Genomic DNA, 25,424 nt, shown 5'->3' on the forward strand with positions numbered 1-25,424 from the left:
TTGTCGCGCAGTTCCCCGCGCCCCTGAAAAGCAGGTCGGTCAGTAGCCGCCGTTGTAAGGCTGCTGGTTCCCCTGCTGCTGTTGCTGGCCGTAGCCCGGGGACTGGGGGTACTGGTTGTAGTACTGCTGGTCGTTGTAGCCGTTCTGGTTGCCGTACGGCTGCTGCTGCTGGTGCGGGGGCTGGTCGTCCGGGGTGATGCGGCGGAGCTGGGTCGTGGCGTCGTCCATGGCCGGGAGCTGGGACTGGGGCGCCTGCTGGGGCGTGGCCGCCGCGCGCTTCTTCTTGGAGCGCTCGCGCAGGTACTCGATGATGATCGGGAGGACGGAGAGCAGGACGATCAGGATCAGGATCGACTCGACGTTCTTCTTGATGAAGCCGATCTGGCCGAGCCAGTAGCCCGCGAGGGTGACGCCGGTGCCCCAGGCGATGCCGCCGATCACGTTGTACGTGAGGAAGGTGCGGTACTTCATGCGGCCGGCGCCGGCGACGATCGGGGCGAAGGTGCGCACGATCGGGACGAAGCGGGCCAGGACGATCGCCTTGGGGCCGTACTTCTCCATGAACTCGTGGGCCTTGTCCAGGTTCTCCTGCTTGAAGAGCTTGGAGTTCGGCCGGTTGAAGAGCTTCGGGCCGAGGAACTTGCCGATCATGTAGCCCACTTGGTCACCGACGACGGCGGCGATCACGATCAGCGTGCAGACCAGCCACAGCGGCTGGGTGATGTAGGTGCCCTCGGCCACGAAGAGGCCGGCCGTGAACAGCAGGGAGTCGCCGGGCAGGAACGCGAAGAGTCCGGACTCCGCGAAGACGATGAGCAGGATGCCGGGCAGGCTGAACGTGGAGATCAGATAGTCCGGGCTGAGCCACTCGGGGCCGAGCGCAAGCGTGGTCACGGGGATGTGGCTCCTGCTGCTGGGGGGATACGGGCTGGGGCTGACTGCCTCAAAGTATCAACGCGGCCGTCATGGCCCAGGTTCCATGGGCGTACTCAGGATGCACTGTGGGCGGTCCCGGTCAAAGCTGTGAACCATGGGCATCGACGAATACGGCGGTGGACAGGGCCCCCGGCCCGAGGTCATCGTCGTCACCACGAACGACGTACCCGGCTACCGCGTGCGGGAGGTGCTGGGTGAGGTCTTCGGCCTGACCGTGCGCTCCCGGCACCTGGGGAGCCAGATCGGTGCCGGGCTGAAGTCGATGGTCGGCGGCGAGCTGCGCGGGCTGACCAAGACGCTCGTGCAGACCCGCAACCAGGCCATGGAGCGGCTCGTCGAGCAGGCACGCGCGCGTGGAGCCAACGGGGTGCTCGCGTTCCGCTTCGATGTGACGGAGGCGGCGGACGTGGGCACGGAGGTGTGCGCGTACGGCACGGCCGTGGTGATCGAGCTCGATCACACAGGGTGACAGGAGTTTCCCCGGTGGTAGCCGTATCCCCTCGGGGTCAGTCCTCGTGCCCCGCCTTTCCGGACAGCTCCGCGCGCTCGTCCCGCTGGGCGAAGACGTAGAGCAGCGCCGGGTGGGTGGCGCCGAAGGCCAGCACGAAGCGGTTGAGGCCCATGAACTGCCCGATCCCCAGGTGGAACAGCGTCATGGAGCCGAGATAGGCCTTCGCGGCGGGCCTGGGCAGGACGAAGACCAGCGGGAAGGAGACCTCCGCGGCGATCGTCCCCCAGGTCACGAGCTTGCCCACCGTCGGGTACTTGTGCACGAGCCGGTAGACGCGCTGGTCGCCGTAGTTGCGCGTACGGATGACGCCGCTGAACGCCTCTCCGCTGAGCCACACCGGGGAGACGAGTTTGACCACACCGGAGGCGACGTAGGAGATGCTCGTCTCCAGGGCCAGTGCGCGCATGGCCACGTCGCGGGCCTTGTCGCCGTCCTTGAAGGTGCCGGTCGAGGCGAGGGCGATGTTGATGACCTGCTGGAGCTGGTCGGCGCCGTCCCCGCCGAAGGGGGAGCGCAGGCGTCCGGCCGCGCCCGTGGCCGCGAGGACGGCGCTGCCCGCGGTGCGTACCGCGCGCTTGTGGCCCCAGATCAGGGTGGCGGCGGAAGCACCCGCCTGTATCCCGTAGAGGGCGACCGCCGCCTGCTTGGATTCGAGGGCGCGGGTCAGCCGGGGAAAGCGCTTGGCGAACTTGGGGCGCATGTTCGCGAGCTGCCCGCTCAGCATTTCGCCTTCTTCGAACTTACGCGTCTGGCTCAGCATTTCGAGTGCGGAGACCAGCGTACCCAGCGAAGCCACTCGGCGTGCCGTGACCTCGGGCGGAGCGCTGAGGAACATGGATGGGTGCTCCCGATGGTGTGATGCGAGTACGGTGGATACGAAAAGCGGCGGCACGGTATGCGTATCGGGCGTACCGTGCCGCCGCGTCTTTCATCGGACGGAGCTAGCGATGCCGGTCAGCATCGCCCGCCGGCCGGCCGTTCAGCCCGCGAGGTCGTTGGTGACCTCGTTGAAGGCGTAGGCGGTCGCGGCGGTCACGGCGACACCCTCGGGGGTCGCGATGGTGGCCGTCGGGGTGAGCATGGTCGGGGTCGCCTCGTTGCCGATACGGCCCGGGGTCACGTCCGCCAGCTCGGTGTTGGCGAAGTCAGCCACAACAGACATTGTTGTCCTCTTTCTCTGAGAAAAGCTCTTCAGCGAGTTCTCCAGCCGTTCGGCGGGAGGGCGCGGACTCACGCGGCACATGAGGTGCCGAGTGAGCGCGCGGCTTCCAGTCGAGGGGGTCGATCGACTCGCTATGCGGCGATGCGCGAGGGCGCGTCGGCCGGGGTGACGTCTCCCTCCAGGGGGAATTCCATGGAGACGAAGACGGGTTCGATGTTCCGGTCGTCCGGGCTGGTGGGGTACGAGTGCAGCAGCATGAACTGGCTGTGCGTGGCGCCCTCGGCGTGCGGCAGATGGAGCTGGATGTAGCGGGCCAGCAGCCGGTACCCGGTCGCCGTCGTCACCGGAAGCACCTCGGATCCGAAGGCGACCGCGTGGGTCAGGGCGTGCTGGGTCGCGTCGAACAGGGCCTTCGGGCTGCGGTTGCGGGCGTTCCAGGCCAGTGCGTACCACGGCCGGTCCTGGACGATGGGGACCTCAGTCCACTCACCGGGCTCGCCGTCGTCGAGGTCTCGGTAGAGAAGGTGGTTGTCCTTGACGCCGGGGTTCGGCCCGAAGAAGCGCCAGTTCGGGGTCGGTATGCGCAGCCTCCCGCGGCTCAGGAGGCCGTCGAAGCGCTGCTCGGGGATCTGTGCCACGGCCGTCGCGACCAGCCAGACGGCGAGCGACGTCGTGACGGCGGCGACCTTCACGCGTTCGGCGTTCGGCTTCGTGATCATGCCAACTCCTCCTCCCGCTCGGCGGTGCTGTCGACGGACCGGAGTTTCCTGGTGGACGGCCGCCAGGACGTCCCGAGCGGCTCGGAGGGAGGTTCGCCGGCGAGCAGCTCCGCCACCTCCTCGGCGTGCGGACGCACGGAGAGCAGGGACTCGTGATCGGAGCCGGCGACGAAGTGGTGCCGGGCCCGCTGGGAGATGACGGCCAGCCTGGCCTGGATACCGGCGTGCAGGGTGTTGTCGCCGATGTTGTTCTCCGCCGTGATGACCGTCAACGGGCAGTCGAGGTCGGTCAGTTGCGGATAGGTCATGGCGTCCCGGTACTCCCGGTGGGCCGTGGCCCAGGTGCGGGGCGTCGCCTGGAACGCCCGGTAGCTCCGGTTGATGTCCGGGCGGTACTGCCGGTTGCGGTTCATGGCGGGACGGAAGACCGACAGACCGCTGCCGGCGAACACCTGCTCCATCACCATCCGCTGGTTGGACCAGCGGTCGACGTCGGTCCGGCGGGCATGGCGCAGGCTCACCACCTCGGTGGCGTCGATCATGACCACGTGCGTCACGCCCTCGGACGCGTCCGGATGCAGGGCGGCGTAGGCCGCGACGAGATAGCCGCCCAGCGAGTGGCCCGCCAGGACGAGCGGGAGGCCCGCGACGTAGGTGTCGCGCAGTTCCTGCAGCAGCTCGAAGTGCCGGTCCAGGCCGTAGCGGGTGTCCGGGGTGCTGAGCCCGTAGCCGGGGCGGTTGAACCGCACATATCCCATGTCCGCGGGAAGTGCGCCACAGACCCAGTCCCAGTATTCCTGAGGCGCGCCCATGCCGTTGTCGAGCAGAACGGCGCGCTGTGCCCGCGGAGGGATGTGGACATCGACCTCGACAAGGCTGCCGTCCGGTCTTTCGTGCAGTCGATAGCGACGCGCACGCTCGCGTTTGCCGGTGAATCTCGTAACCGCACCGGTCAGAAGGCCGGCGCCGGCCAATCCAGAAATGCCGACGGCAAACTGACGCTCCAAAGACGCCACATTCCCTCCCCCGTGATGTGAAGTGACTGTCTGCCCGGAAGGCTAACACGCAATCCCGGGCTCAATTTATGAGTTAATTGACGAGCCGACCCGGGCGTGTTCCCTCACGGCGCTGCGGCGGGCGCAGGGCCGTACTCCGGCCGTACTTCCGCAGTTCCATGTAGAGTTCGCCGATCGTCACCTTGAGCATGGCGTTCTCTTTTGCCAGCTCGGCCATGCGGGACGCTTCCTCGGTGGGTTTTCCACCCTCGCCGGCCAGGCCGCTGCGGCCGCCCTCAATAAACTGACGGCGCCAGTTCGACACCGATTGCTCGGACACTCCTGCTTCTCTGGCGGCTTCCGCCGCCGTGATTTCACCGCTCATCACTCTGACCACCAGGCCGAGTTTCTTGTCTACCGGAAGTACTGGCGGACGCCCCACGTGCAACCCCCTTATAGCCAACCTTGTGGTGTGTGCGGTGCGCTCAGGGTTTGACGTAGGAGCACATGAACATGGGCGCCTCGTGGCTGTAAGGGGTGCCGTCCCAGCGGGACATGTGGCTCTCGGGCTCCAGGCCGGCCGCGCGGGCGTAGCCGTCGACGTCCTCCGGGGTCGTCAGCCGGGTGAGTTCGCTGCCCACCCGGGTGGTGCCGTCGGCCTGGTACAGGATGTGCGAGCAGTGCCACAGGCTGCCGTCGAGCAGGGTGGAGTGGGTCTGCACACCCGTCCCGGGCTCCGGGTAGGGCACGAAGTAGGTGGTGCGGGTCCGGCCCTCGTGAAGGTCCAGGATCGGCGGCTTGTTGTGCGTCTCGACGATCAGCCGTCCGCCGGGAAGCAGCAGGTCGGCGGCGCGCTGGACGGCCTGTTGCTGATCCGCGGGAGTGGTCAGGCACGACAGGGTCGCGCAGACGCAGTACACCAGCCCGTAGCGGGCGTCCGAGGTGTAGGTGCGGATGTCCCCGTGCACCGGGGTGACGTCGCCGCCGTCCTTGAGCTTGACGCGCAATGCGTCCAGCATCTCCGGAGAGGAGTCCACGCCGGTCACCCGGCCGACACTTCGGGACAGCGGAACGGCGATCCGGCCGGTGCCGACACCGAATTCAAGGGTCCCCGCCTCGGGAGCGGGGTGGCGCTCCTGCAATCCCTTTACAGCCTCGGCGGTAATCCTGTCATCCGGGATCAGCCGGTCGTACCACCCTTCGAACTGTCTGCCGTAGCCTATGTCTTCAACTCCGGTCACCACAGAATTCCCCGTTCATGATGTCCCCACTGCCATACCGATGGGAGCGTCATGAAGCCGAGGAGTTGGAGCCGGGCAAGACGTGGGATGCCGGCTACAGCGGTTGCGGAATGCTCCGCGACCACCCGCGTGAATAGTCAGACAGCACGGTAACGCCTCAACGGAGCTTGTGGGGAGCTTCGTTGGCACCACCGTACCAAAGCGATATGGCCAGTTCCATGGATTTTGGCCAACGATTGCCAAGCAGCGCGCCATGCATTTATCCGGGACGCTGGAATGCAAGTGGTGCCGAATCGGGCGCCAAGTCGGGTACCTCACATATCCCGAAACAATGGCGGAGGGCGGAGAGGGCGGCGAGGTATCCAGACATTCCGTGCACACCGGGACCCGGCGGAGTGGACGCGGAGCACAGGAAGACCCCGGGCAGCGGGGTGCGGTAGGGGTCGAGGCGCGGGAGGGGCCGGGCGATGCTCTGGTAGAGCGTCATCGCCCCCGAACCGATGTCCCCGCCCACGTAGTTGGGGTTGTAGGTCTCGTACGCGGCGGCAGCGACGGAACGGTGGGCGATGACCGTGTCCCCGAACCCGGGGGCGTAGCGCTCGATGCGGGCCCGTACCAGGTCGTAGGGGTCGATGGGGTCGCCGTTCGGGACATGCGCGTACGCCCACACCGGGCGCTTGCCGGGCAGGGCCCGCCCGGGGTCGGCCACCGCCGGGTCGACCACGAGGACGAACGGCTTCCCCGTGCGCACCCCGCGGGCGTTCGCGGTCTCCTGGCGCACCATCTCGGCGTGTGTGCCGCCCAGATGCACGGTTCCGGCGCGGCCCACCGCCGGATCGGCCCAGGGGATCGGCTCGGAGACCAGGAAGTCGACCTTGGCGGCGCCCGGGCCGTAGCGGAACCGCTCCAGGCCGCGCGCGTAGGCCCGGGGCAGCCGGCCGCCCGCGAGGGCCAGCAGGCCCTTGGGGCTGGTGTCGAGCAACACCACGCGTGCGCCGCGCAGTTCGGCCAGGTCCTTCACATGGTGTCCGGTGTGGAAGACGCCGCCGTGTGCCGTGATGTCCTCGGCCAGCGCCTCGGCGATCCGTCCGCTGCCACCGCGCGGCAGCGGCCACCCCGTCCCGTGCGCCAGGTGGCCCAGCAGCATGGCCACCCCCGCGGACGCCAGGCTCGGCAGCTTGCCGACCGCGTGCGCGGCGACGCCGGTGAGCAGGGCGGGCGCCTCCTCGCCGCGGAAGAGCGCGGCGCCGAGTCCGCTGCCGTGGAGCGCTGCCCGGCTCGCCAGCAGCAGGGCCGCCGCGGAGGTCCGCGGCAGGGTGCGCGGCCCGGACAGGACGAGGTCGACGACCTCCTCGCTGCGTTCGAGCAGCGGGCCCATGAGGCGGCGCCAGGCAGGGCCGTCGGCGCCCAGGTGCTCGCAGGTCCTCGCCAGAGAGCGGTGGGCCAGGGCGGCGCGGCCCCCGTCGAGCGGATGGGCGTAGGCGATCTCGGGCCGCAGGAGCTCGACCCCGCGGGCGGGCAGGTCGAACGCGCGGAGGAACGGGGAGGCGGCGGCCATGGGGTGGACGGCGGAGCAGAGGTCGTGCACCACCCCGGAGTCGAAGAGGGAGGCGGTGCGCAGCCCTCCCCCGATGCTGTCGGCCGCCTCGTGGAGTTCCACGCGCAGACCGGCACGGGCCAGGACCACGCCGGCCGCGAGGCCGTTGGGTCCGGTGCCCACGATGGCGACGTCGGTGGTGCTCACCAGTGCTCCTCACTCTTGACGGGCCGAAGCTGCATCGTCTGCTCGGCGAGTCCGGCGTACGACGGCCAGCCGACGGCGATGGAGGGCGGCGGCGCCCACGGTTCCACCGGTACGGGGCGGGGCGCCGGGGCGACGGGGCCGGGCTCGGCGTGCAGTTGCGAGCCGGCCAGGCGCCGGTAGAGCTCGTCGCGCTCCATCAGGTCCTGGTGCACTCCGGTGGCCCGGACCCTGCCCGCTTCCATCACCACGATCTGGTCGGCGTCGATCACCGTGGAGATCCGGTGCGCGATGGCGATGACCGCGCAGTGCCGGGAGACCCGGCGCAGCACCTCGCGGAAGTCCCGCTCCGAGTCGGAGTCCAGGTTGGAGGTGGCCTCGTCCAGCAGCATCACCGCGGGCTGCTGGAGCAGCGTGCGGGCGATGCACAGGCGCTGGCGCTGTCCGCCGGACAACCCGCTGCCCTGGTCGCCGAGTTCGGTGTCCAGGCCGCGCGGGAGCTGGGCGATCACCGAGGTGAGGCCGGCCATCTCCACCGCCTCCCGGATGGCGGCGTCACCGGCGTGCGGGTTGGCGTAGGTCAGGTTCTCCCGGATGGTGCCGCGCATCGCGGCGCTGTCCTGCTGGACGTAGCCCACCAGAGCGCGGACCGTGTCGAGGGGCAGCGCCTCGATGTCTCGTCCGCCGAGCCGGACGAGGCCGCCGTCCACCGGGTAGAAGCGTTCGATGAGCTGGAACATGGTGGTCTTGCCCGCGCCCGAGGGCCCGACCACCGCCGTCAGCCCCCGGGTCGGCACGCTGAACGAGACGCCGTCGAGGACCTGCGTCCGCTCCTCCCGCTTGCCTCGCCGGTAGGCGAAGCGCACATCGTGGAACTCGACCGCCGGCCAGTGCGGGGCGAGCTGCCCGGGGAGTGCGGGGCCCGGCGCGCCGGCCGCGGTGTCGCCCTCCTGGGGCAGGCGGGCGAGTTCGTCCACCCGCTGGATGGCGGCCCGGCCCTGGACGAGCTGGCCCACCCCCATGAAGAGCATCACCAGCGGCGACACGAGTTGGAAGAGATACATGATGAACGTGGTCAGAGAGGCCATGTCCATCTCGCCACGGGCCACCCAGGCCATCCCGACGCCCACGACGACGGCCAGGGCGCCTTGCGTGCCGACGTTCATGGAGGGCATCAGCAGCGCGTTGTAGGCGTTGACCCGGATGCCCGAACGCCGTGTGCTCTCGGCGAGTTCGCCGATGCGGGCGGCCTCACGGGACTCGGCGCGGGACGCCTTCACCGTGGGCAGCGCGGAGAGCACGCGCTGGATGCCCCCGGCGAAGGCGCCGGTGTCGTCCCGGTTCTGCAGAGCGGCCTTGCGGAGCTTGCGGGCGAGCGCGACGGAGACGACGCTGGCGGTGCCCAGGCAGCCCATGGTGATGACCATCAGCCACAGATCGATGAGGAACATCAGCACGATGCCGCCGACGACCGTGGCGCCGCTGACGATCAGCTGGGCGAGGCTCTGCGCGAGGGCGATTCTCGCCAGTGAGGTATCGGTGACCGTGCGGGTGAAGATATCGCCCTGCGACTCTTTTCCGAACGCGGTGAGATCGGCGCGCAGAAGTCGTCCGACCAGGATCCGGCGAACGTCGAAGACGATATTCTCCCCGGCCCGCCCGATGACATAGGCCTGGAGCGAGGAGAAGAGCGCGCCCGCGCAGAAGAGGCCGACGAGTTGGGCGACGGGGCCGGTCATCGAGGCTCCCCCGCCCGCCGCCACGATCAGGTTGCCGATGGCCCAGGGCTGGGCGAGCGAGGCGCCCACCCCCAGCAGGCCGAGCAGCACCCCCGCGCACAGCAGCCCGGTGTGCTGCCTGGCGACGCTCGCCACCGACTCCGCGCCGTGCGGGCCCCTGACGTCCGGGCTCGCGTTTCTCACGTGACTCGCCACAAGCGCTCCCCCCGCTTTGTTCGAAAGCTAACACGCCCCTTCCGGCCTAAAGTTATGAGTAGATTGACTGATCGGCGGGTGGCCCGTCGCATTACCTGAAGAATCAAAGGGCCCCACGCAAATTAAGCGCTCCGCCTTATTTGCGCGCCGCTCACTCGGCGCTGTGGCGGTCCGCGTTCGCGGTGATCGCGTCCCTCAGGTGCTCGGCGAGACCCGGGCGCATGCCGTCGTAGTGCGCCTTGAAGCGCTCGTCGGAGACGTACATCTCGCCGAAGCACCGGTGCAGCTCGTAGGGGACCTCGAAGTAGTACCCGCTGATGTGCTGCCGGTGTTCCTCGGCGAGGTCCATGGCCGCCTCACCCGACGGCTGCTCGCCGGACGACATGAGGGCCGCGTACCGCCGTCCCCAGTCGTCGACCTCGGCCTGAATGCGCTTCCAGTCCTCCTTGGTGTACGTGGCGGCGCGGCGCTGGGACTCGGCGTACGCCTGGGTGTCGCCCCAGCGTGCCTCCGCCTCCTCGCGGTACTGCTCGGGGTCCTTGTCCCCGAAGACCTCGAAGCGCTCCTCGGGAGTGAGATCGATGCCCATCTTGCGTGCCTCCATGGCGTGTTCCACGGCCGTCGCCATCTTTCGCAGCTGCTCGATCCGGGCGGTCAGCAGTTCGTGCTGCCGGCGCAGGTGGGCGCGCGGGTCCGCTTCCGGGTCGTCGAGCAGGGCGGCGACCTCGTCGAGGGGGAAGCCGAGCTCGCGGTAGAACAGGATCTGCTGCAGCCGGTCGAGGTCGGCGTCGCTGTAGCGCCGGTGGCCCGCGTGGCTGCGTTCGCTCGGGACGAGCAGGCCGATGCCGTCGTAGTGGTGCAGTGTGCGCACCGTGACGCCGGCGAAGCCCGCGACCTGTCCCACCGAGTAGCTCACTTCCGCTCCCTTCCTTCTTTCGTTCTTCACGGTCGGGCCTCACGTCGCGTGAGGTGCAAGCGTGTTTGCGCTTTGTACGCTTTTGATCCGTTTATCGTGTGCCCGTGGTCCAGGACTCCGCGCGGCAGGCGCCCTCCGTCACTCCCGCGACCCCCGCCCGTGCGCTGTTGCCGTCGATCCTGCCCGCCCTGGCCGTGGGGGTGATCTGCAGCCTGCTCCTGGTGGGGGTGGAGGTCGCCGCCGAGCAGCTCGAGGACGTGCTGTGGCAGAACCTGCCGGACGCCCTGGGGATCGGCCGGTACTCCGTGGCGTGGATGTTCGTGATGCTGGTCTCGACCGGCATCGCGGTCGGGCTGGTGGTGTGGAAGGTGCCGGGGCACGCGGGCCCCGATCCGGCCACCCTGGGCCTCGACGCCCCGGTCCTGCCGCCCGTGGTGCTGCCGGGACTGGTGCTGGCGACGGCGCTGATGCTGGCCGGGGGGCCGAGCCTCGGCCCGGAGAACCCGATCATCGCCGTGAACGTGGGCCTCGCGGTCTGGCTGGGCGGCAAGGCGATTCCCCGGGCGCCGGGGCGGATCTGGCCGGCACTGGCCGAGGCGGCGACGCTCGGCGCGCTGTTCGGCACGCCGGTGGCCGCCGCCCTCGTGATCTCCGAGGTGCTGGCCCGGCAGGAGACCCGCGGACTGCTGTGGGACAACCTGTTCGCGCCGCTGACCGCCGCCGCGGCCGGGTCCCTGACCGCGAGCCTCGTGGACCACCCGAGCTTCGACCTGGACCTGCCCCCCTTCGGGCAGCCGGGCTGGTCGGACCTGCTGGCGTCGGCCGTGGTGGCGTGCGTGGGCGCGCTGCTCGGCATGTGCGCCGTGCGCGCCCTCCCCTATGTCCACAGCGCCTTCAAGCGGCTGCGGCACCCGATGCTGATGCTCCCGGCGGGCGGGGTCGTGCTGGGCGCTCTCGCGGCCGTGGGCGGACATCTGACGCTGTTCAAGGGACTCGACGAGATCGCCGAGCTGGCACACGACCCGGACGGCTGGTCGGCCGGGGAGTTCGCCGTCATGACGGTGGTGAAGCTGGCCGCGCTGGTGGTGGCCGCGTCCTGCGGGTTCCGCGGTGGGCGGATCTTCCCGGCCGTGTTCGTCGGCACCGCCCTCGGGCTGTGCGCGCACGCCCTGGTGCCCGGGGTGCATCCGTCGGTGGGGGTGTCCGCAGGGGTGCTCGGGGTGCTGCTGGCGATCACCCGGCAGGGCTGGATCAGCCTCTTCGTCGCCGCGGTGCTGGTGATCTCGCCGGGGATCCTCGCCCTGCTCTGCGTCGCCTCACTGCCCGCCTGGCTGCTGGTCACGGGCCGTCCGCAGATGCAGCTGCGGACGGACGGGACATCGGTCCGCTGACCCAACGACCCCTCTGGAGACTCCCTTGCCGCTCAACGATGGCATCCGCCGGGCCGGCGAACGCCGCCTGTCCGTCAACCCCTTCTACGGCGCCGCCAACCCGCTCGGCGACATGGCCGAGGCCCCGCCCACGCACCGGCTCCCGGACCAGCCCGTGGCCCCGGCGACCGCCCACCAGCTGGTACGCGACGAGCTGATGCTCGACGGCAACGCGCGGCTGAACCTCGCCACCTTCGTCACCACCTGGATGGAGCCCGAGGCCGGGCTGCTGATGGCGGAGTGCCGGGACAAGAACATGATCGACAAGGACGAGTACCCGCGCACGGCCGAGCTGGAGCGGCGGTGCGTGGCGATGCTCGCCGATCTGTGGCACGCGCCCGACCCGGCGGCGGCCGTGGGGTGTTCGACGACCGGGTCGAGCGAGGCGTGCATGCTCGCCGGGATGGCGCTGAAGCGGCGCTGGACGCGGCGCAACACCGACCGGTACCCGGCGGCCCGGCCCAATCTGGTGATGGGCGTGAACGTGCAGGTCTGCTGGGAGAAGTTCTGCAACTTCTGGGAGGTGGAGGCCCGTCTGGTGCCCATGGAGGGCGAGCGGTTCCATCTGGACCCGCAGGCCGCGGCCGAGCTGTGCGACGAGAACACCATCGGGGTCGTGGGGATCCTGGGCTCGACCTTCGACGGGTCCTACGAGCCGATCGCCGAGCTGTGCGCGGCGCTGGACGCGCTGCAGGAGCGGACCGGGTTCGACATCCCCGTGCATGTCGACGGGGCGTCCGGTGCCATGGTCGCGCCGTTCCTCGACGAGGACGTGGTGTGGGACTTCCGGCTGCCGAGGGTGGCGTCGATCAACACCTCGGGGCACAAGTACGGGCTGGTCTACCCGGGCGTCGGCTGGGCGCTGTGGCGGGACGCCGAGGCGCTGCCGGAGGAGCTGGTGTTCCGGGTGAACTACCTGGGCGGCGACATGCCGACCTTCGCGCTGAACTTCTCCCGGCCGGGCGCGCAGGTCGTGGCGCAGTACTACACCTTCCTGCGGCTGGGCCGGGACGGCTACCGGGCCGTGCAGCAGGCCGCGCGGGACGTGGCCACCGGCATGGCGGCGCGGATCGAGGCGCTCGGCGACTTCCGGCTGCTGACCCGGGGCGACGAGCTGCCGGTGTTCGCCTTCACGACCGCGCCGGACGTGACCTCGTACGACGTCTTCGACGTGTCCCGGCGGCTGCGCGAGAGCGGCTGGCTGGTGCCCGCGTACACCTTCCCGCCGCACCGGGAGGACCTGTCCGTGCTGCGGGTGGTGTGCCGCAACGGCTTCTCGGCGGACCTCGCCGAGCTGCTCACCCAGGACCTGGAACGGCTGCTCCCGGAACTGCGCCGCCAGCCGCGCCCCCTGACCCGGGACAAGGGGGCTGCGACCGGGTTCCACCACTAGCGGGCGTCGTCGTCCTGGAGCACTCCGACGAAGGGGGCGCCCTCGCCCGCGAAGGTGTAGGCGCCGGAGCGGATGCGTTCGATGAGGTCGCGGGTCCACTGGGCGCCGGTGTCGGCCGAGTGGACCCAGAAGTTCATGATCTCGCCGATGTGGCCGAGCTGCTGGGGGCCGCCCTCGGGCAGATAGTCCTCGACGACGGTCGCGCGCCACTCCTCGATGGACCGCACCCGCTGCTCCAGGAGGCCCAGGGCCTCCTCGCGGCCGAGGTCCACCATGAAGCCGAGCGCGGTGGTGAGGACGTCCGGCTTCTGGTCGTAGGCGGTGAGCGACTGGCGGAGCAGGGTGAAGTACTCCGCGGTGCCCTGCTCGGTGATCTCGTACTCCGTACGCGGCGGGCCCCCGGCCGTGGACGGGGCGATCTCGTGCGCCACCAGCAGTCCCTGCTTCGCCATCTGCTTCAGGGCGTGGTAGATCGAGCCGGGCTTGGCGTTGGACCACTCGTGAGCGCCCCAGTACTCCAGGTCGCCCCGGACCTGGTAGCCGTGGGCCCGCCCGTGCTGGCGGACCGCGCCGAGCACGAGCAGGCGGATCGCTGACATGGGGTCCAGGTTAGGACCCGGCCGTCTCCTGATCCTCCGCGGCCACCAGCTCGAAAGCGGTCCTGCCGTCCAGCGACTCGCGGATGATGTCGGCGTGCCCGGCATGCCGGGCCGTCTCGCGGATCAGGTGGAGGCACAGCCAGCGCATCGAGAGCAACTCGTCCTTCGGGTTCCAGGATGTCCTGGGCAGCTCGAAGGTGTCGTCGAGGCTGGGCACCGCGCGGATGAAGGCCTCCGTCTCGGCCGCCACCTTCTCGTAGTACGCGAGCTGCGACTCCACGTCCTCGTCGCCGACCAGCACGAAACACTCGTGCCAGTTCGACTCGTCGCGGTGCACCGCCGGCCGCTCGCCCTTGGCCCGGGCGATCCAGCCCTGCTCGACCTCGGCGACGTGCTTGAGCAGACCGGCCAGGGACAGCTCGCTGGCGCTGGGGCGGGAGGAGGCCTGCTCCTCCGTCAGGCCGAGCAGGGCCCGCCGGATGCCGCCGCGCTGCTCGGCGATGAAGTTCAGGAGCGCTCCGCGCTCGTCGCCGGGTGCCTCGGGTCCCACGTGCTTCACCATGGACGGCCGCCTCTCGTCGGTTGGCCTGCTGCGTGACGCCTGCTGTCCGGCGTCTGCTGTCCGGCGCCTGCTGCCTGACAAGGACGAAACTACGGACCCTTGCGGTCAGGTTCTGTCCGCAAGGGTCCGGGTCCGCGCCACCTCTGCCTACTGCTCCAGGTACAGGCTCAGGTGCTGTCCGGTGTGCGAGTGCGCCGCCTTCGCCAGTTCGGCGGGCGTGCCCGTGAAGACGATCTCGCCGCCGGTGTTGCCGCCCTCGGGCCCGAGGTCGATGACCCAGTCGGCCTGGGAGATCACGGCCAGGTCGTGCTCGATGACGATGACGGTGTTGCCCCGGTCGACGATCCGGTTCAGCAGGCCGACGAGGTTGTCGATGTCGGACAGGTGCAGGCCGGTGGTGGGCTCGTCGAGGATGTAGACCGTGCCCGAGCCGGAGAGCCGGTCGGCGAGCTTGAGCCGCTGGCGTTCACCGCCGGACAGCGTGGCCAGCGACTGGCCGAGGCCGAGGTAGCCGATGCCGGTCTCGATCAGGGCCTTGGTCTTGGCGCGCAGCGGGCCCGAGAGGAAGAACTCCCCGGCCTCCTCGGCGGACATGGCCAGGACGTCCGCGATGTTCTTGCCGCGCACCCGGTGCTGGAGCACCGACTCCTTGAAGCGGCGGCCCTCGCAGACCTCGCAGTGCGTGGTGACCGGGTCCATGTAGGCGACCTCGGTGATGAGCAGGCCGCGGCCCTCGCACTCCTCGCAGGCGCCCTTGGAGTTGAAGCTGAAGAGGGAGGCGTCCTCGCCGCTGGCCTTGGCGAAGAGCTTGCGGATCGGGTCCATCAGCTTGAGGTAGCTCGCCGGGGTGGACCGCGAGGAGCGCGGGATGGGCGACTGGTCGACGAAGACGGACCCCGGGTACTGGTCGCGGAAGGCGTGGGCGATCAGGGAGCTCTTGCCCGCGCCCGCCACTCCGGTGACGGCGGTGAGGACACCGCAGGGGATCTCGGTGGAGACGTTCTTCAGGTTGTTGGCCGTGGCATTCCTGATCGGCAGGGTCCGGCCCCAGGGGCGGGGGTTCTCCTTGATGCCGCCGGTGCGCCGCAGGCCCTGCCCGGTCAGCGTGTCGCTGGTGCGGAGTTCGTCGTAGGCGCCTTCGAAGACGATCGTGCCGCCGTGCACACCGGCCCGCGGCCCGATCTCGACGACGTGGTCGGCGACGGCCATGACGTCGGGGTCGTGCTCCACGACGAGGACCGTGTTGCCCTTGTCGCGCAGGGCGCGCAGCAGGTCGTTGAGCCGGCTGACGTCGCGGGGGTGCAGGCCGACGCTGGGCTCGTCGAAGATGTAGGTCAGGCCGGTCAGTTCGCTGCCGAGGTGGTTGACGAGCTTGAGGCGCTGGCCCTCGCCGCCGGAGAGCGAGGTGGTGGACCGGTCGAGGGTGAGGTAGCCGAGGCCGATGGCCTGGATCTGCTCCAGCGTCTCGATGATGGTGGTGACGAGGGGGGTGTCGAGCCGCTCCTTCAGCGTGGCCACGACGCCGATGAGGTCGCTGACCTGCATCTGCGCCCAGTCGGAGATGTTGTGGCCGTCGATGCGGGTGGCGAGTGCCTTCTGGTTGAGGCGGGCGCCCTCGCAGGTGGGGCAGACGCCGTCGGTGAAGAACTCGGCGGCCTTGTCGCGGGCGGCCTTGCTCATGCCGCCGGTGTCCCGCTTGAGGTGGCGGCGGACGAAGCTGTCCACCAGGCCCTCGTAGCGCAGGGCCAGCACATTGCCGTTGGGGTAGGTCACCTCGGACGTGCCGGTGCTGCCGTGCAGCAGGGTGTGCATCTCGTCGTCGGTGTAGTCCGCGAGCTTCTTCTCGGCGTCCAGGTGCTCGTAGTTGGCGTAGAACTGCCAGTTGGCGCTGCCGACGGTGTAGCCGGGCAGGAGGATGGCGCCCTCGGCGATGGACTTGCCGGGGTCGGTCATCAGCTCGGGGCTGGGGCGGCGGGCGCGGCCGAGGCCCTCGCACTCGGGGCACATGCCCTTGGGGTCGTTGAAGGAGTAGAGCCAGGTCTGGCCGAGTCCGTCGTTGCCGTGGTTGGCGAAGAGGACGCGCATCACGGTGTAGACGTCGGTGACGGTGCCGACGGTGGAGCGGGCGTTGCCGCCGAGGGGGCGCTGGTCGACGACGACCGGGGTGGTCAGCCGGGTGACGGCGTCGACGTGGGGGCGTTCGAACTTGGGCAGGTCGTGCCGGATGTTCCAGGGGAAGGTGGCGTTGAGCTGCCGCTGGGCCTCCACGGCGACGGTGTCGAAGACCAGGGAGGACTTTCCGGAGCCGGAGACGCCGACGAAGACCGAGATCCGGTTCTTGGGGATGACGAGGGAGACGTCCTTCAGGTTGTTCTCTCGGGCACCTAAGACCTGGATGCCCTCGTCGGTTGCGGTAACCGGCGTCTGGTTCACAAATCATCCTTTCCGTGTGGGGCTCACTGCGTTCGCGTCTGCGCGCGGACGGCGCGCAGGAGTTCGGGGTCCCCCGGGTCGACCGTGGGGCCGAACCGGGCCACGGGTTCGCCGGTGGGCGAGACGAGGAACTTCTCGAAGTTCCAGCGCACGTCGCCGGTGTGGCCCTCCGCGTCGGCGCAGGGGGTCAGGGCGGCGTAGAGGGGGTGGCGGTCGGCTCCGTTGACGTCGGTCTTCTCGGTGAGCGGGAAGGAGATCCCCTGCAGGGAGCAGAAGCCGGCGATCTCCTCGGGGGTGCCGGGTTCCTGCTCGCCGAACTGGTTGCAGGGCACGCCGATGACGCTGAGCCCGTCCTCGTGGTGACGGCGGGCGAGCGCGTCGAGTCCGGCGTACTGGCCGGCCAGGGCGCACTGCGACGCCACGTTGACGATGAGCAGGGCCCGGCCCCGGTGCTGGGCCAACAGGTCGGGCTTGCCGTTGAGTTCCGCGATGGCGATGTCGAAGACGGTCATGCCGTGCACGCTAATTTCACCGACTCCAGTCGTGGTCGACGTCCCGTCGGGAGGGCTCGCGGTACGGCTGGAAGGCCGGCCGCCGGGGTGGTGGGCAGGTCGGAGGGGTGGCCCGCCGGGAGGGCGTGAGCAGGTCGAGCGATGGCCGCCGGGTGCGGCAAACCGGTTGAGGGGACGCCCACGCGGCTGACGGACGAGCCGAGGGTGGCCCCCCCCCGGGGGGTGGACAGGTGGAGGAACGGCCCACCGGGCCAGCGCACAAGCCAAGGGGTACCCCCTGGAGTCGTTGAACAAGCCGCCGGGATCGGTGGGCAAGTCGGTCGAGGGGCGGCCGCTCCGCCCGGTGCACAAGCCAAGGGGAAGCCATCCGGGATCGGTGGACAGGTCGAAGGATGGTCCGCCGGGAGCGGCAGACCGGTTGAGGGGACGCCCACGCGGCTGGGCAAGTCGAAGGGCTGCCCGCCCGGCGGACGAGCCGAGGTGGGCGGCCCGCCGAGGTGGCGGGCAGTCGAGGGGCTGTCGCCCGGCGGCGGCAAGTCGAGGGCGCGGGACGAGACGCGGAGGGCGGTCCGGCGGAGTCGCCGGGAAGTCGAAGGGCTGTACGGCGGCCGACGGGCAAGTCGCGGAGGTCGGGACTGCGAAGTCGTCGGTGAGCCGGGGGGATGTGAGCCGGTCCGGGGGATTGGCCGGCTCACATCCCCGGTTCAGGGTGTGATCACCGGCTCAGGGACCGGTACTTGCGGACGGCCAGGGGGAAGAAGACCGCGAAGATCGCGAGTGGCCAGACGAAGGACATGAGCATGGCGTGTTCGGCGATCCAGGAGGTCCCTCCGACTCCGGGGTTGCCGAACAGTTCTCGGGTGGCGTGGGCGGTGGAGGAGAGAGGGTTCCACTCGGCGATGGTCGCCAGCCAGCCCGGCATCATCTCCGGGGAGGCGAAGGTGTTGGCGACGATGCCGAGCGGGAAGAGCAGGGTGTAGACGGCGGAGGCCGCCTCCGGGGTCTTGATGATCAGGCCGAGGTAGATGCCGACCCACAGCAGGGCGAAGCGGAGCAGGAGCAGGAGCGCGAAGGCGCCGAGCGCCTGGGCGAAGCCGTCGCTCCAGCTCCAGCCGGCGATGACCCCGCAGCCCATGAGGATCATCAGGACGACGGTGCTGTAGAGCATGTTGACGATGCTCTGCCCGATGACGACCGAGGCGGCCGACATGGGCATGGAGCGGAACCGGTCGGTGACGCCCTTGGAGGCGTCGGCGGTGACGCCGGCCATGGTCTCGCCGATGCCGAAGGCCATCGACATGACGAACATGCCGGGCATCAGGAAGTCCATGTAGTCCCCGCCGCCCTCGACCTGCATCCCGCTGCCGAAGATGCCGCCGAAGAGCAGCACCATGAGGATCGGGAAGGCGAGGCCGGCGAGGATCTGGGTGGGGTTGCGGGCCCAGTGGGACAGTCCGCGGAGCGTGAGCGTCCAGGAGTCCGCGAGGACCCAGCCCAGTTTGGCCAGCGGGTTCCTGGGCAGTTCGGGCGCGATGATCGCGGTCATGACTGGGCGACCTCCTTGAGGCTCTGCTCGGCGGACGTGGCCGACCTGTTGCCGGTCAGGTTCAGGAACACCTCGTCGAGTGTGGGCCTGCGCAGGGCGATGTCCTCGGCCTCGATACCGGCGTCGTCGAGTTCGCGGGTGACCGCGGTGAGGGCGGCGACCCGGTTGGCGACGACGACGCTGACGCGCCGGTTGTCGGCGTCCGTCTCCGGCTCGGCCCGCAGCAGCGCGCCGATCATGCGGCCGGCCCGCTCCAGGTCGTGGGAGCGGCGGAGCACGACGTCGATCCGGTCTCCGCCGATCTTGTTCTTGAGCTGGTCCGGGGTGCCGGACTCGACGACCCTGCCGTTGTCGATCAGGGCGATCTTGTCGGCGAGCTGGTCGGCCTCTTCGAGGTACTGGGTGGTCAGCATGACCGTGCGGCCCTCGGAGACCAGGCTCCGGACGGACTCCCAGACGTCGTTGCGGCCCCGCGGGTCGAGCCCGGTGGTGGGCTCGTCGAGGAACAGCACGGACGGGGCCAGGATGAGACTGGCGGCGAGGTCGAGCCGCCGCCGCATACCGCCGGAGTACTGCTTGGCCGGCTTTCCGGCGGCCTCGGTCAGGCCGAAGCGCTCCAGCAGTTCGTCTGCTCGGCTCTGCGCGGTGCGCTTGCCGATGTGGTACAAGCGCCCGAACATCACGAGGTTCTGACGGCCGCTCAGATCCTCGTCCACCGCGGCGTGCTGCCCGAGGAGGCCGATGCTGTAGCGGACCTGCGCCGACTGGGTGGCGACGTCGTAGCCGGCGACGCGGGCGATGCCCTCGTCGTACTTCAGCAGGGTGGAGAGGATGCGGACCGCGGTGGTCTTTCCGGCGCCGTTCGGGCCGAGGAGGCCGTAGACGACGCCTCGGGGTACCTCCAGGTCGAGTCCCGCGAGGGCCTCCTTCTCGCCGTATTTCTTCTTCAGAGCTTCGGTCTGGATCGCCAAATCGGCGCCGCCCATGCCCGCCCCTTCTTTCGGGTGCTCAAATTTGGGTACCCGGCGAGCATAGAGGAGGGCGGCCCGGATATTCAAGTTTTAGTACCCCCTCGTGTGCCCCCCGTCGGCGCCCTCCTCCGGGGCGTCCCAGTGGTCGCGGTGGGCGGCGTACCACTCGACCGTCCCGCGCAGTGCGTCGTCCAGCGACCAGCGCGGCGCGTAGCCGAGTTCGCGGCGGATCTTGGAGTCGTCCACCGCGTAGCGGAAGTCGTGCCCCTTGCGGTCCGCGACCCGCTGCACCAGGTCCCAGTCGCGCCCGCAGAGCGCGAGGAGACGGCCGGTCATCTCCTTGTTGGTCAGATGGGTGCCGCCGCCGATGTTGTAGATCTCCCCCGGCCGGCCCGCGTCCAGCACCAGCCGCACCGCCCGGCAGTGGTCGTCGACGTGCAGCCATTCCCGCAGGTTGGAGCCGTCCCCGTAGAGCGGGACCGGCTGCCCGTCGAGGAGCCGGGTGACGAACAGCGGGACCAGTTTCTCGGGGTGCTGGCCGGGGCCGTAGTTGTTGGCGCACCGGGTGATGCGCACATCGAGGCCGTGGGTGCGCCAGTACGACCGGGCGATCAGATCGGCCGAGGCCTTGGACGCCGCGTACGGGGAGTTGGGCAGCAGCGGCTCGTCCTCCGTCCAGCGTCCCTCGGCGATGGAGCCGTACGTCTCGTCCGTGGAGACCTGGACGAAGACGCCCGTCCCGTGCCGCAGCGCCGCTTCGAGCAGGGCCTGTGTGCCGAGCACGTTGGTGCGGACGAAGGCCTCGGCGCCCGTCACCGAACGGTCCACGTGCGACTCCGCGGCGAAGTGCACCACCGCGTCATGGCCCGGGAACACCTTGTCCAGCAGCGGGGCGTCGCAGATGTCGCCGTGCACGAAGGTCAGCCGCGGGTCGTGCGGGGGCAGGTTGTTCAGCGTCCCCGCGTAGGTGAGCTTGTCCACGACGGTCACCCGGTCGTCCTCGTGCCCCGGGTAACCGCCGCTCAGCAGTGTTCTGACGAAGTGCGAGCCGATGAAACCGGCCGCACCGGTCACCAGGATGTTCACGCTTCTCCCGTCCTCGTCCCGTCAGCGTGCCGCGACCGGCGCCCGGTGACGCGCGGTCAGCTTCTCCAGCGTCGGCACCACTTCGTTGGGGCTCGGCGCCGACAGCATGGCCAGCCGCAGCCGCCGCGCGCCTTCCGTGAACGCCGGGTCGTCGAGCACCCGGACGAGCTTGTCGCGCAGGATGTCGACGGTCAGGCCGTCGGAGTGCAGATGCAGCCCCGCGCCCAGCTCCTCGACCCGCTGGGCCCGGTAGATCGCGTCCCACATCCAGCCGAGCGCCACCTGCGGCACCCCGTAGGCGGCGGCGGTCGCCCAGGTGCCCGCGCCACCGTGGTGCACGATCGCCGAGCAGGTGGGCAGCAGCCCCAGCAGGGCGACGTGGTCGACGACCCGCGTGTTGTCCGGCACCCGCGACACCTGGGCGAGTTCCTTCTCCCCGAGGGTCGCCACCACCTCCACGTCCAGGTCGGCCAGCGAGGCGAACACGTCGTTCACGTCGACCGCGTTGGGGAACTCCGTGTCCCGGATGGTGAGCCCGAGGGTGAGGCAGACCCGGCGGCGCTCCGGCGGGCGGCGCAGCCAGTCCGGTACGACGGCCGGGCCCGGCCCGTTGTACGGCACGTAGCGCGTGGGCACCGTCGGCAGCCCCAGCTCCATCCGCACCCCGGCGGGCATCTGGTCGACCGACCACTGTCCCGTGACCACGTCGGGGTCGAAGGCGGCCCCGTGCCGGTCCAGGGTGTACGCCAGCCACTCCTCCAGCGGGTCGTCGCGCAGCTCCGCGGGCAGGTCCGCCTGGCGCCGGCGCAGCGTCAGATGGGTGTTGGCGAAGAGGTCGGGGAAGGCCAGCAGCCGGGCGTGGGCGGCCCCGGTCGCCTTGGCGGCGATGGCCCCGGCGAAGGTGAAGGGCTCCCAGAGCACCAGGTCCGGCTGCCAGAACCGGGCGTAGTCGACGAGCGCGTCGATCATCGAGTCGTTGTTGATCTGGGCGTAGAAGGTCGCCGTCAGCATGGCGTTCGACGCCCGCAGGAAGTCGAGGCTCAGCCGCTCGGGCCGGTTCTCCAGATAGTCGCGGTCCAGGTGGTGCATGAGCATCCCCGGACCGACGGTGGGGATGACGGCGTCCATCCGGTGGTTCTCGCCCACCGGTACGGCCGTCAGACCGGCCCGGGTGATGCTCTCGACCGCGGCCGGCTGCCCGGCCACCCGGACCTCGTGCCCGGCGGTCCGCAGCGCCCAGGCGAGCGGGACGACGCCGTTGAGATGGGCGTCCTGTGCGAAGGCTGTCAGCAGTACACGCACCGCGGTGCTCCTCCCCTGGTGTGGGCCGGGCCGGTCATGCGACGGGGAAGCGCAGGACGCCGTGCAGCGCCGCCGAGCGCATACGGCGCAGTACCTCGGCGTTCGTGCGCAGGGCGGGCCGGAGCGCGGTCAGGGCGCGGACCGCTGCCTCGGTCTGGACGCGGACCAGCGCGTCGGTGACCGGGGCGGCGGGGCCGCCGAGGAGGGTGAGCGACCGGTCGCCGTCGCTCCGGCCGGGCGTGAAGGCGTCCGGGTCGGCGAAGGCCTCCGGGTCCCGGTTGGCCGCGTCGACGAGCACCACCACACGGCGGCCCTCCTCGATCGTCTTGCCGTCGAACTCGGCCTGCTCGCGGGCGATACGGCTCTCGAACCGCAGCGGCGGAGCCAGCCGCAGGGCCTCCCGCACCGCGGCCGGGGCCGCCGCCGATTCCTGCCCGATCCGCTGCCACTCCTCCGGGTGCGCCAGCAGCACCTCGACGGCGTTGCACACGGCGGTCGCGGTGACCTCGACGCCCACCACGACGGCCAGCGCGCCGATCGCGACCGCGTCCTCGGGCGACAGCCCGGCGAGACCGGTGGCACGGCCGGCCTCGACCAGGCCGGTCAGCTCGGCGGACAGGCCCGATACGGCGGTGAGCAGCGACCGGGCGGTCCCCAGCTGCTGCGGGCAGTGGCCGGCGTCGAGGGCGGTGGCGAGGCCCGCGTGCAGTTCGGGCAGGCGCTCGCGGGTCTCGTCGGGCAGGCCCAGCAGCTCGGCGACCACGCGCAGGGCGGCGGGGACGGCGAAGTCCCGGTACAGGTCGAAGCGTTCGCCCGCAGCGGCGAGCGTCTCGCGGTAGGCCGCCTCGATCTGCGGCGCCCGTGCCGCGAGGGCCTCGGCCGACAGCAGCGGCGCGGAGACCTCGGCGAGCGTGGCGTACGCGGCCGGGTCGAGGTTGAGGCGGGCGTCGTCCAGCGGGACGACATGGCACAGCAGGGGGTTGTCCCAGACGTCGACGCCCGGGTGGGACTGCGGCCCCTCCTCGACATGGCGCGGGGAGAACCGCGGGTCGTCGAGGACACGGGCGCCGAGTTCGCGGCTCGCGGTGACCCACGCGCCGACGCTGCTCTCGTGCAGGCCCTGTTCACGGGCGCGTGCCCCGTGGTCGAGCGGGTCGTCGTCACCGGCGCGCAGGATCATGGCGAAGGGGTCGCCCTGGGCGCCGAAGATGAACTGCACGCCTCGGATGGTCAGCAGATGCCGGCCCAACTCGCTGTTGGTCTGATCGGTCAGCATGACACCGTCCTCGAAGGAAGAAGAAGGGCGAAGAGAGAAGAGGGAAGAGGGAAGCAGCAGGGGCGAAGCGCCACCGGCGACGCTAGGCCGCGTGCCTACAAAGGCACTCGACACGCGCTACACGCCGAGCGCCCCGGCGGCGGCGCGTACGGCCGCCACGTCCTGGGCGGGTGTGCCGGGCCGGGCCGGGAGCAGGGGGACGACGGACGAGCGGCCGGACCGCACGGCCGGGTGGCGGCGGGCCAGTTGGGACAGTCCCTGGCCCGGGCCGGTCTCGACGAGCACCAGATCCCCTTCGGCGAGGAGCGCGTCGAGGGCGGGCCAGAAGAGCACCGGCGCGACGGGGTGACGGGACCAGAAGGACGGGTCCTTGGTCTCCGCGGGGGTCAGGAACCGGGCCGTGTACCCGGACATGACCGGGATACGGGGCTCGCCGACGGGAAGCGCGGCGATCCGCTCGCCGGCTCCGCGCATGGCCGGGGCCAGGGACGGGCTGTGGAACGCCGTGGAGGCCGGTACGCGCTGGAGCACGAACCCGGCGTCGGCGAGTGCCGCCGTGACGCCGCGCAGCGGTTCGTCGAGGCCGGCCAGGACCGTCTGGCGCAGGGCGTTGACGGCGCCGACGACCACGCCGTCGGTGAGGAAGGGCGCCACCTCGTCCTGCGTTGCCGCGACGGCGACCATCCCGCCGGGCGGCGCGTGTGCCAGCCGTCCGACGCGGTCGTGGACCAGGGCGGCGGCGTCCCGCAGCGTGAAGACGCCGGAGAGGACCGCGGCCGCGACCTCGCCGATGCTGTGCCCGAGCAGGGCGACGGGCCGTACGCCCCGGTCGAGGACGAGCCGCCCGAGGGCGTAGTCGACCGCGAACAGCAGCGGCTGGGAGCGGGTGACGTGGTCCATCACCGCGGTGTCGGCCGTCCCCAGCCAGTCCTCGCGCAGACCGGTGCTGTGGCCGCCGAGGTCGGTCAGGGCGGTCAGGGCCTCGTCCATCGCCTCGGCGAAGACGGGCTCGGCGTCCAGGAGTCCGGCGGCCATGCGCAGATGCTGCGAGCCCTGGCCGGGCAGCAGCAGGGCGACCGGGCGGTCGGTGCCGTTCATCGGTCCCTCCAGGTCATCGGTCCCTCCAGGGAGGCGTGTTGAGGATCTCGACCACGGCGCAGGACCAGCTGAAGCCGGCGCCGACGCCAAAGAGCAGGCACGTGTCACCGGGCCCGAGCGCCCCGGTGGTGACCAGGTGGTCGAGTCCGGCGAAGGGGTCTCCGGCGCCGAGGTGCCCGATCGTCCGGCTCCAGTCCCAGGTGGTGCGCTCGGGGTCGATGCCGAACTTGGCGAAGTAGGCGACATGCAGCCTGCGGTGGCCGAGGTGCGGCAGCACGAACCGGTCGATGTCCGCGAGGCCGAGCCCGGCGTCGGCGAGCGCCTGCTTGACGACGGACTCCTGCGCGGCGGCGACCCGGGCGACGGTCGGGGCCACACCGTGACCGGCCAGGAAGTCCCGCTTGTGCGCTTCCAGGTCGACGACGTCGCGGTGGCTGAACGGGGCCGGGCCGAACGGGTCGTCGCCCCGATGCATGCCCTCCAGGTCGGGTGCGGAGACGGTCGCGACACTGCGGACCCGGGCGAAACCGGAGTGCCGCGAGACGACGAGGGCGGTGCCGCCGTCGCCGTAGACGGTTCCGGGGTCGCTGCGCCACCGGTCGAAGCCGGGCGGGCAGAACCGGTCGCCGGTGGACACCAGGGCCGCGATCCGCGCCGGGTCGGCGGCGAGGTAGGCCCAGGCCAGGTCGAGGGCCGCCATACCGCCGTTGGAGACCTGCCGGACCTCCAGCGCGGGGCACTGGTTGCCGACGGCGGTCCGCTGGACGTAGGAGGCGGGGGCCCACAGGTCGAAGCCCTGGTAGTAGAAGCTGGCGTGCAGCACCAGGTCGATGTCGCCCGGTTCGGCGGCGGCCCGCTCCAGCGCCGTCCGGGCGGCCCGGGCCGCCATCTCGGGAGCCGGCTCCCCCGCGGAGACCGTCACCGACTCCATCCGGGTGGAGCGGGCGACGGCGGCGTCGCACCGCCCGTCCGCGACCGCGTCCGCGAGGCGTTCGACGGGCGGCAGCCAGGTCCCGGTCGCCCGGATGTACAGCTCGCCGCCGTTCATGCCGCCCTCCTCT

25 protein-coding genes are annotated in these 25,424 nt (G+C 70.7%); 4 read left to right on the forward strand and 21 right to left on the reverse strand.

Going from position 1 to position 25,424, the window contains the following annotated elements; translation table 11 throughout:
• Window positions 1-39: 39 nt before the first annotated feature.
• A complete protein-coding gene (locus NNW99_RS16015; RefSeq protein WP_215119830.1) occupies window positions 40-894 on the reverse strand; it encodes a DedA family protein in 855 nt (284 codons plus the stop codon).
• Window positions 895-1,030: 136 nt separating this feature from the next.
• Here NNW99_RS16015 and NNW99_RS16020 point away from each other — a divergent pair, with 136 nt between their 5' ends.
• Window positions 1,031-1,405: a YbjQ family protein gene (locus tag NNW99_RS16020; RefSeq protein WP_215119831.1), complete on the forward strand. Its 375-nt coding sequence runs from the start codon at window positions 1,031-1,033 to the stop codon at window positions 1,403-1,405.
• A gap of 37 nt (window positions 1,406-1,442) precedes the next feature.
• Here the strand turns inward: NNW99_RS16020 and NNW99_RS16025 are convergent, their stop codons facing one another.
• The 4 genes from NNW99_RS16025 to NNW99_RS16040 all read right to left on the reverse strand — a co-directional run bounded on the left by NNW99_RS16025 (window position 1,443) and on the right by NNW99_RS16040 (window position 4,227).
• A complete protein-coding gene (locus NNW99_RS16025) occupies window positions 1,443-2,171 on the reverse strand; it encodes a hypothetical protein (RefSeq protein ID WP_251057815.1) in 729 nt (242 codons plus the stop codon).
• 255 nt (window positions 2,172-2,426) lie between these two features.
• Window positions 2,427-2,609, reverse strand: coding sequence for a linaridin family RiPP (locus tag NNW99_RS16030; protein WP_215119833.1), 183 nt, complete (start codon window positions 2,607-2,609; stop codon window positions 2,427-2,429).
• A gap of 131 nt (window positions 2,610-2,740) precedes the next feature.
• Window positions 2,741-3,328, reverse strand: coding sequence for a hypothetical protein (locus tag NNW99_RS16035; protein ID WP_215119834.1), 588 nt, complete (start codon window positions 3,326-3,328; stop codon window positions 2,741-2,743).
• Window positions 3,325-4,227: an alpha/beta fold hydrolase gene (locus NNW99_RS16040; protein ID WP_251058102.1), complete on the reverse strand. Its 903-nt coding sequence runs from the start codon at window positions 4,225-4,227 to the stop codon at window positions 3,325-3,327. The genes NNW99_RS16035 and NNW99_RS16040 overlap by 4 nt, the downstream gene beginning before the upstream one ends.
• Here NNW99_RS16040 and NNW99_RS16045 point away from each other — a divergent pair.
• Window positions 4,183-4,365, forward strand: a complete 183-nt coding sequence (locus NNW99_RS16045) for a hypothetical protein (RefSeq protein ID WP_251058169.1) — start codon at window positions 4,183-4,185, stop codon at window positions 4,363-4,365. The genes NNW99_RS16040 and NNW99_RS16045 overlap by 45 nt on opposite strands.
• Window positions 4,366-4,417: 52 nt before the next feature.
• Here the strand turns inward: NNW99_RS16045 and NNW99_RS16050 are convergent, their stop codons facing one another.
• The 5 genes from NNW99_RS16050 to NNW99_RS16070 form a co-directional block, all read right to left on the reverse strand.
• A complete protein-coding gene (locus tag NNW99_RS16050) occupies window positions 4,418-4,765 on the reverse strand; it encodes a helix-turn-helix domain-containing protein (RefSeq protein WP_215119836.1) in 348 nt (115 codons plus the stop codon).
• A gap of 43 nt (window positions 4,766-4,808) precedes the next feature.
• Window positions 4,809-5,465: a class I SAM-dependent methyltransferase gene (locus NNW99_RS16055; RefSeq protein ID WP_321170473.1), complete on the reverse strand. Its 657-nt coding sequence runs from the start codon at window positions 5,463-5,465 to the stop codon at window positions 4,809-4,811.
• Window positions 5,466-5,823: 358 nt separating this feature from the next.
• Window positions 5,824-7,308, reverse strand: coding sequence for an NAD(P)/FAD-dependent oxidoreductase (locus NNW99_RS16060; protein WP_215119838.1), 1,485 nt, complete (start codon window positions 7,306-7,308; stop codon window positions 5,824-5,826).
• Window positions 7,305-9,227, reverse strand: coding sequence for an ABC transporter ATP-binding protein (locus tag NNW99_RS16065; protein WP_255961286.1), 1,923 nt, complete (start codon window positions 9,225-9,227; stop codon window positions 7,305-7,307). Before NNW99_RS16065 ends, NNW99_RS16060 begins: the two co-directional genes overlap by 4 nt.
• Before the next feature lie 163 nt (window positions 9,228-9,390).
• Complete coding sequence (locus NNW99_RS16070; RefSeq protein WP_215119839.1) at window positions 9,391-10,155, reverse strand: MerR family transcriptional regulator; 765 nt, start codon at window positions 10,153-10,155, stop codon at window positions 9,391-9,393.
• 104 nt (window positions 10,156-10,259) lie between these two features.
• Between NNW99_RS16070 and NNW99_RS16075 the strand changes: the two genes are divergently transcribed.
• On the forward strand, window positions 10,260-11,546 hold the full coding sequence (locus tag NNW99_RS16075; protein WP_215119840.1) for an ion channel protein: 1,287 nt from the start codon (window positions 10,260-10,262) through the stop codon (window positions 11,544-11,546).
• A 25-nt stretch (window positions 11,547-11,571) separates the two neighbouring features.
• Window positions 11,572-12,978, forward strand: coding sequence for a glutamate decarboxylase (locus tag NNW99_RS16080; RefSeq protein WP_215119841.1), 1,407 nt, complete (start codon window positions 11,572-11,574; stop codon window positions 12,976-12,978).
• On the opposite strand, the gene NNW99_RS16085 is transcribed toward NNW99_RS16080, so the two are convergent.
• The 11 genes from NNW99_RS16085 to NNW99_RS16135 form a co-directional block, all read right to left on the reverse strand.
• Window positions 12,975-13,577 carry a PadR family transcriptional regulator gene (locus NNW99_RS16085; RefSeq protein ID WP_215119842.1) on the reverse strand — a complete coding sequence of 201 codons (603 nt, stop codon included), beginning with the start codon at window positions 13,575-13,577 and terminating at the stop codon, window positions 12,975-12,977. The genes NNW99_RS16080 and NNW99_RS16085 overlap by 4 nt on opposite strands.
• Before the next feature lie 10 nt (window positions 13,578-13,587).
• Complete coding sequence (locus NNW99_RS16090) at window positions 13,588-14,139, reverse strand: DinB family protein (RefSeq protein WP_215119843.1); 552 nt, start codon at window positions 14,137-14,139, stop codon at window positions 13,588-13,590.
• 147 nt (window positions 14,140-14,286) lie between these two features.
• Window positions 14,287-16,572 carry an excinuclease ABC subunit UvrA gene (locus tag NNW99_RS16095; protein WP_215119844.1) on the reverse strand — a complete coding sequence of 762 codons (2,286 nt, stop codon included), beginning with the start codon at window positions 16,570-16,572 and terminating at the stop codon, window positions 14,287-14,289.
• A 23-nt stretch (window positions 16,573-16,595) separates the two neighbouring features.
• Window positions 16,596-17,084 carry a glutathione peroxidase gene (locus NNW99_RS16100; protein WP_215119845.1) on the reverse strand — a complete coding sequence of 163 codons (489 nt, stop codon included), beginning with the start codon at window positions 17,082-17,084 and terminating at the stop codon, window positions 16,596-16,598.
• Between the two features lie 715 nt (window positions 17,085-17,799).
• Complete coding sequence (locus NNW99_RS16105) at window positions 17,800-18,630, reverse strand: ABC transporter permease (RefSeq protein ID WP_215119846.1); 831 nt, start codon at window positions 18,628-18,630, stop codon at window positions 17,800-17,802.
• Window positions 18,627-19,616, reverse strand: coding sequence for an ATP-binding cassette domain-containing protein (locus NNW99_RS16110; protein ID WP_215119847.1), 990 nt, complete (start codon window positions 19,614-19,616; stop codon window positions 18,627-18,629). Before NNW99_RS16110 ends, NNW99_RS16105 begins: the two co-directional genes overlap by 4 nt.
• Window positions 19,617-19,691: 75 nt before the next feature.
• Window positions 19,692-20,687, reverse strand: coding sequence for a dTDP-glucose 4,6-dehydratase (gene rfbB / locus NNW99_RS16115; RefSeq protein WP_215119848.1), 996 nt, complete (start codon window positions 20,685-20,687; stop codon window positions 19,692-19,694).
• Between the two features lie 21 nt (window positions 20,688-20,708).
• Window positions 20,709-21,989, reverse strand: coding sequence for an activator-dependent family glycosyltransferase (locus NNW99_RS16120; RefSeq protein WP_215119849.1), 1,281 nt, complete (start codon window positions 21,987-21,989; stop codon window positions 20,709-20,711).
• Window positions 21,990-22,023: 34 nt separating this feature from the next.
• Complete coding sequence (locus NNW99_RS16125) at window positions 22,024-23,265, reverse strand: P450-derived glycosyltransferase activator (RefSeq protein ID WP_215119850.1); 1,242 nt, start codon at window positions 23,263-23,265, stop codon at window positions 22,024-22,026.
• A 117-nt stretch (window positions 23,266-23,382) separates the two neighbouring features.
• Window positions 23,383-24,363 carry an acyltransferase domain-containing protein gene (locus tag NNW99_RS16130; protein WP_215119851.1) on the reverse strand — a complete coding sequence of 327 codons (981 nt, stop codon included), beginning with the start codon at window positions 24,361-24,363 and terminating at the stop codon, window positions 23,383-23,385.
• 13 nt (window positions 24,364-24,376) lie between these two features.
• Window positions 24,377-25,411, reverse strand: a complete 1,035-nt coding sequence (locus tag NNW99_RS16135) for a ketoacyl-ACP synthase III family protein (protein WP_215119852.1) — start codon at window positions 25,409-25,411, stop codon at window positions 24,377-24,379.
• Between the last annotated feature and the right edge of the window lie 13 nt (window positions 25,412-25,424).

It is taken from the genome of Streptomyces sp. CRCS-T-1 (assembly GCF_024442335.1).
Lineage (GTDB): Bacteria > Actinomycetota > Actinomycetes > Streptomycetales > Streptomycetaceae > Streptomyces > Streptomyces koelreuteriae.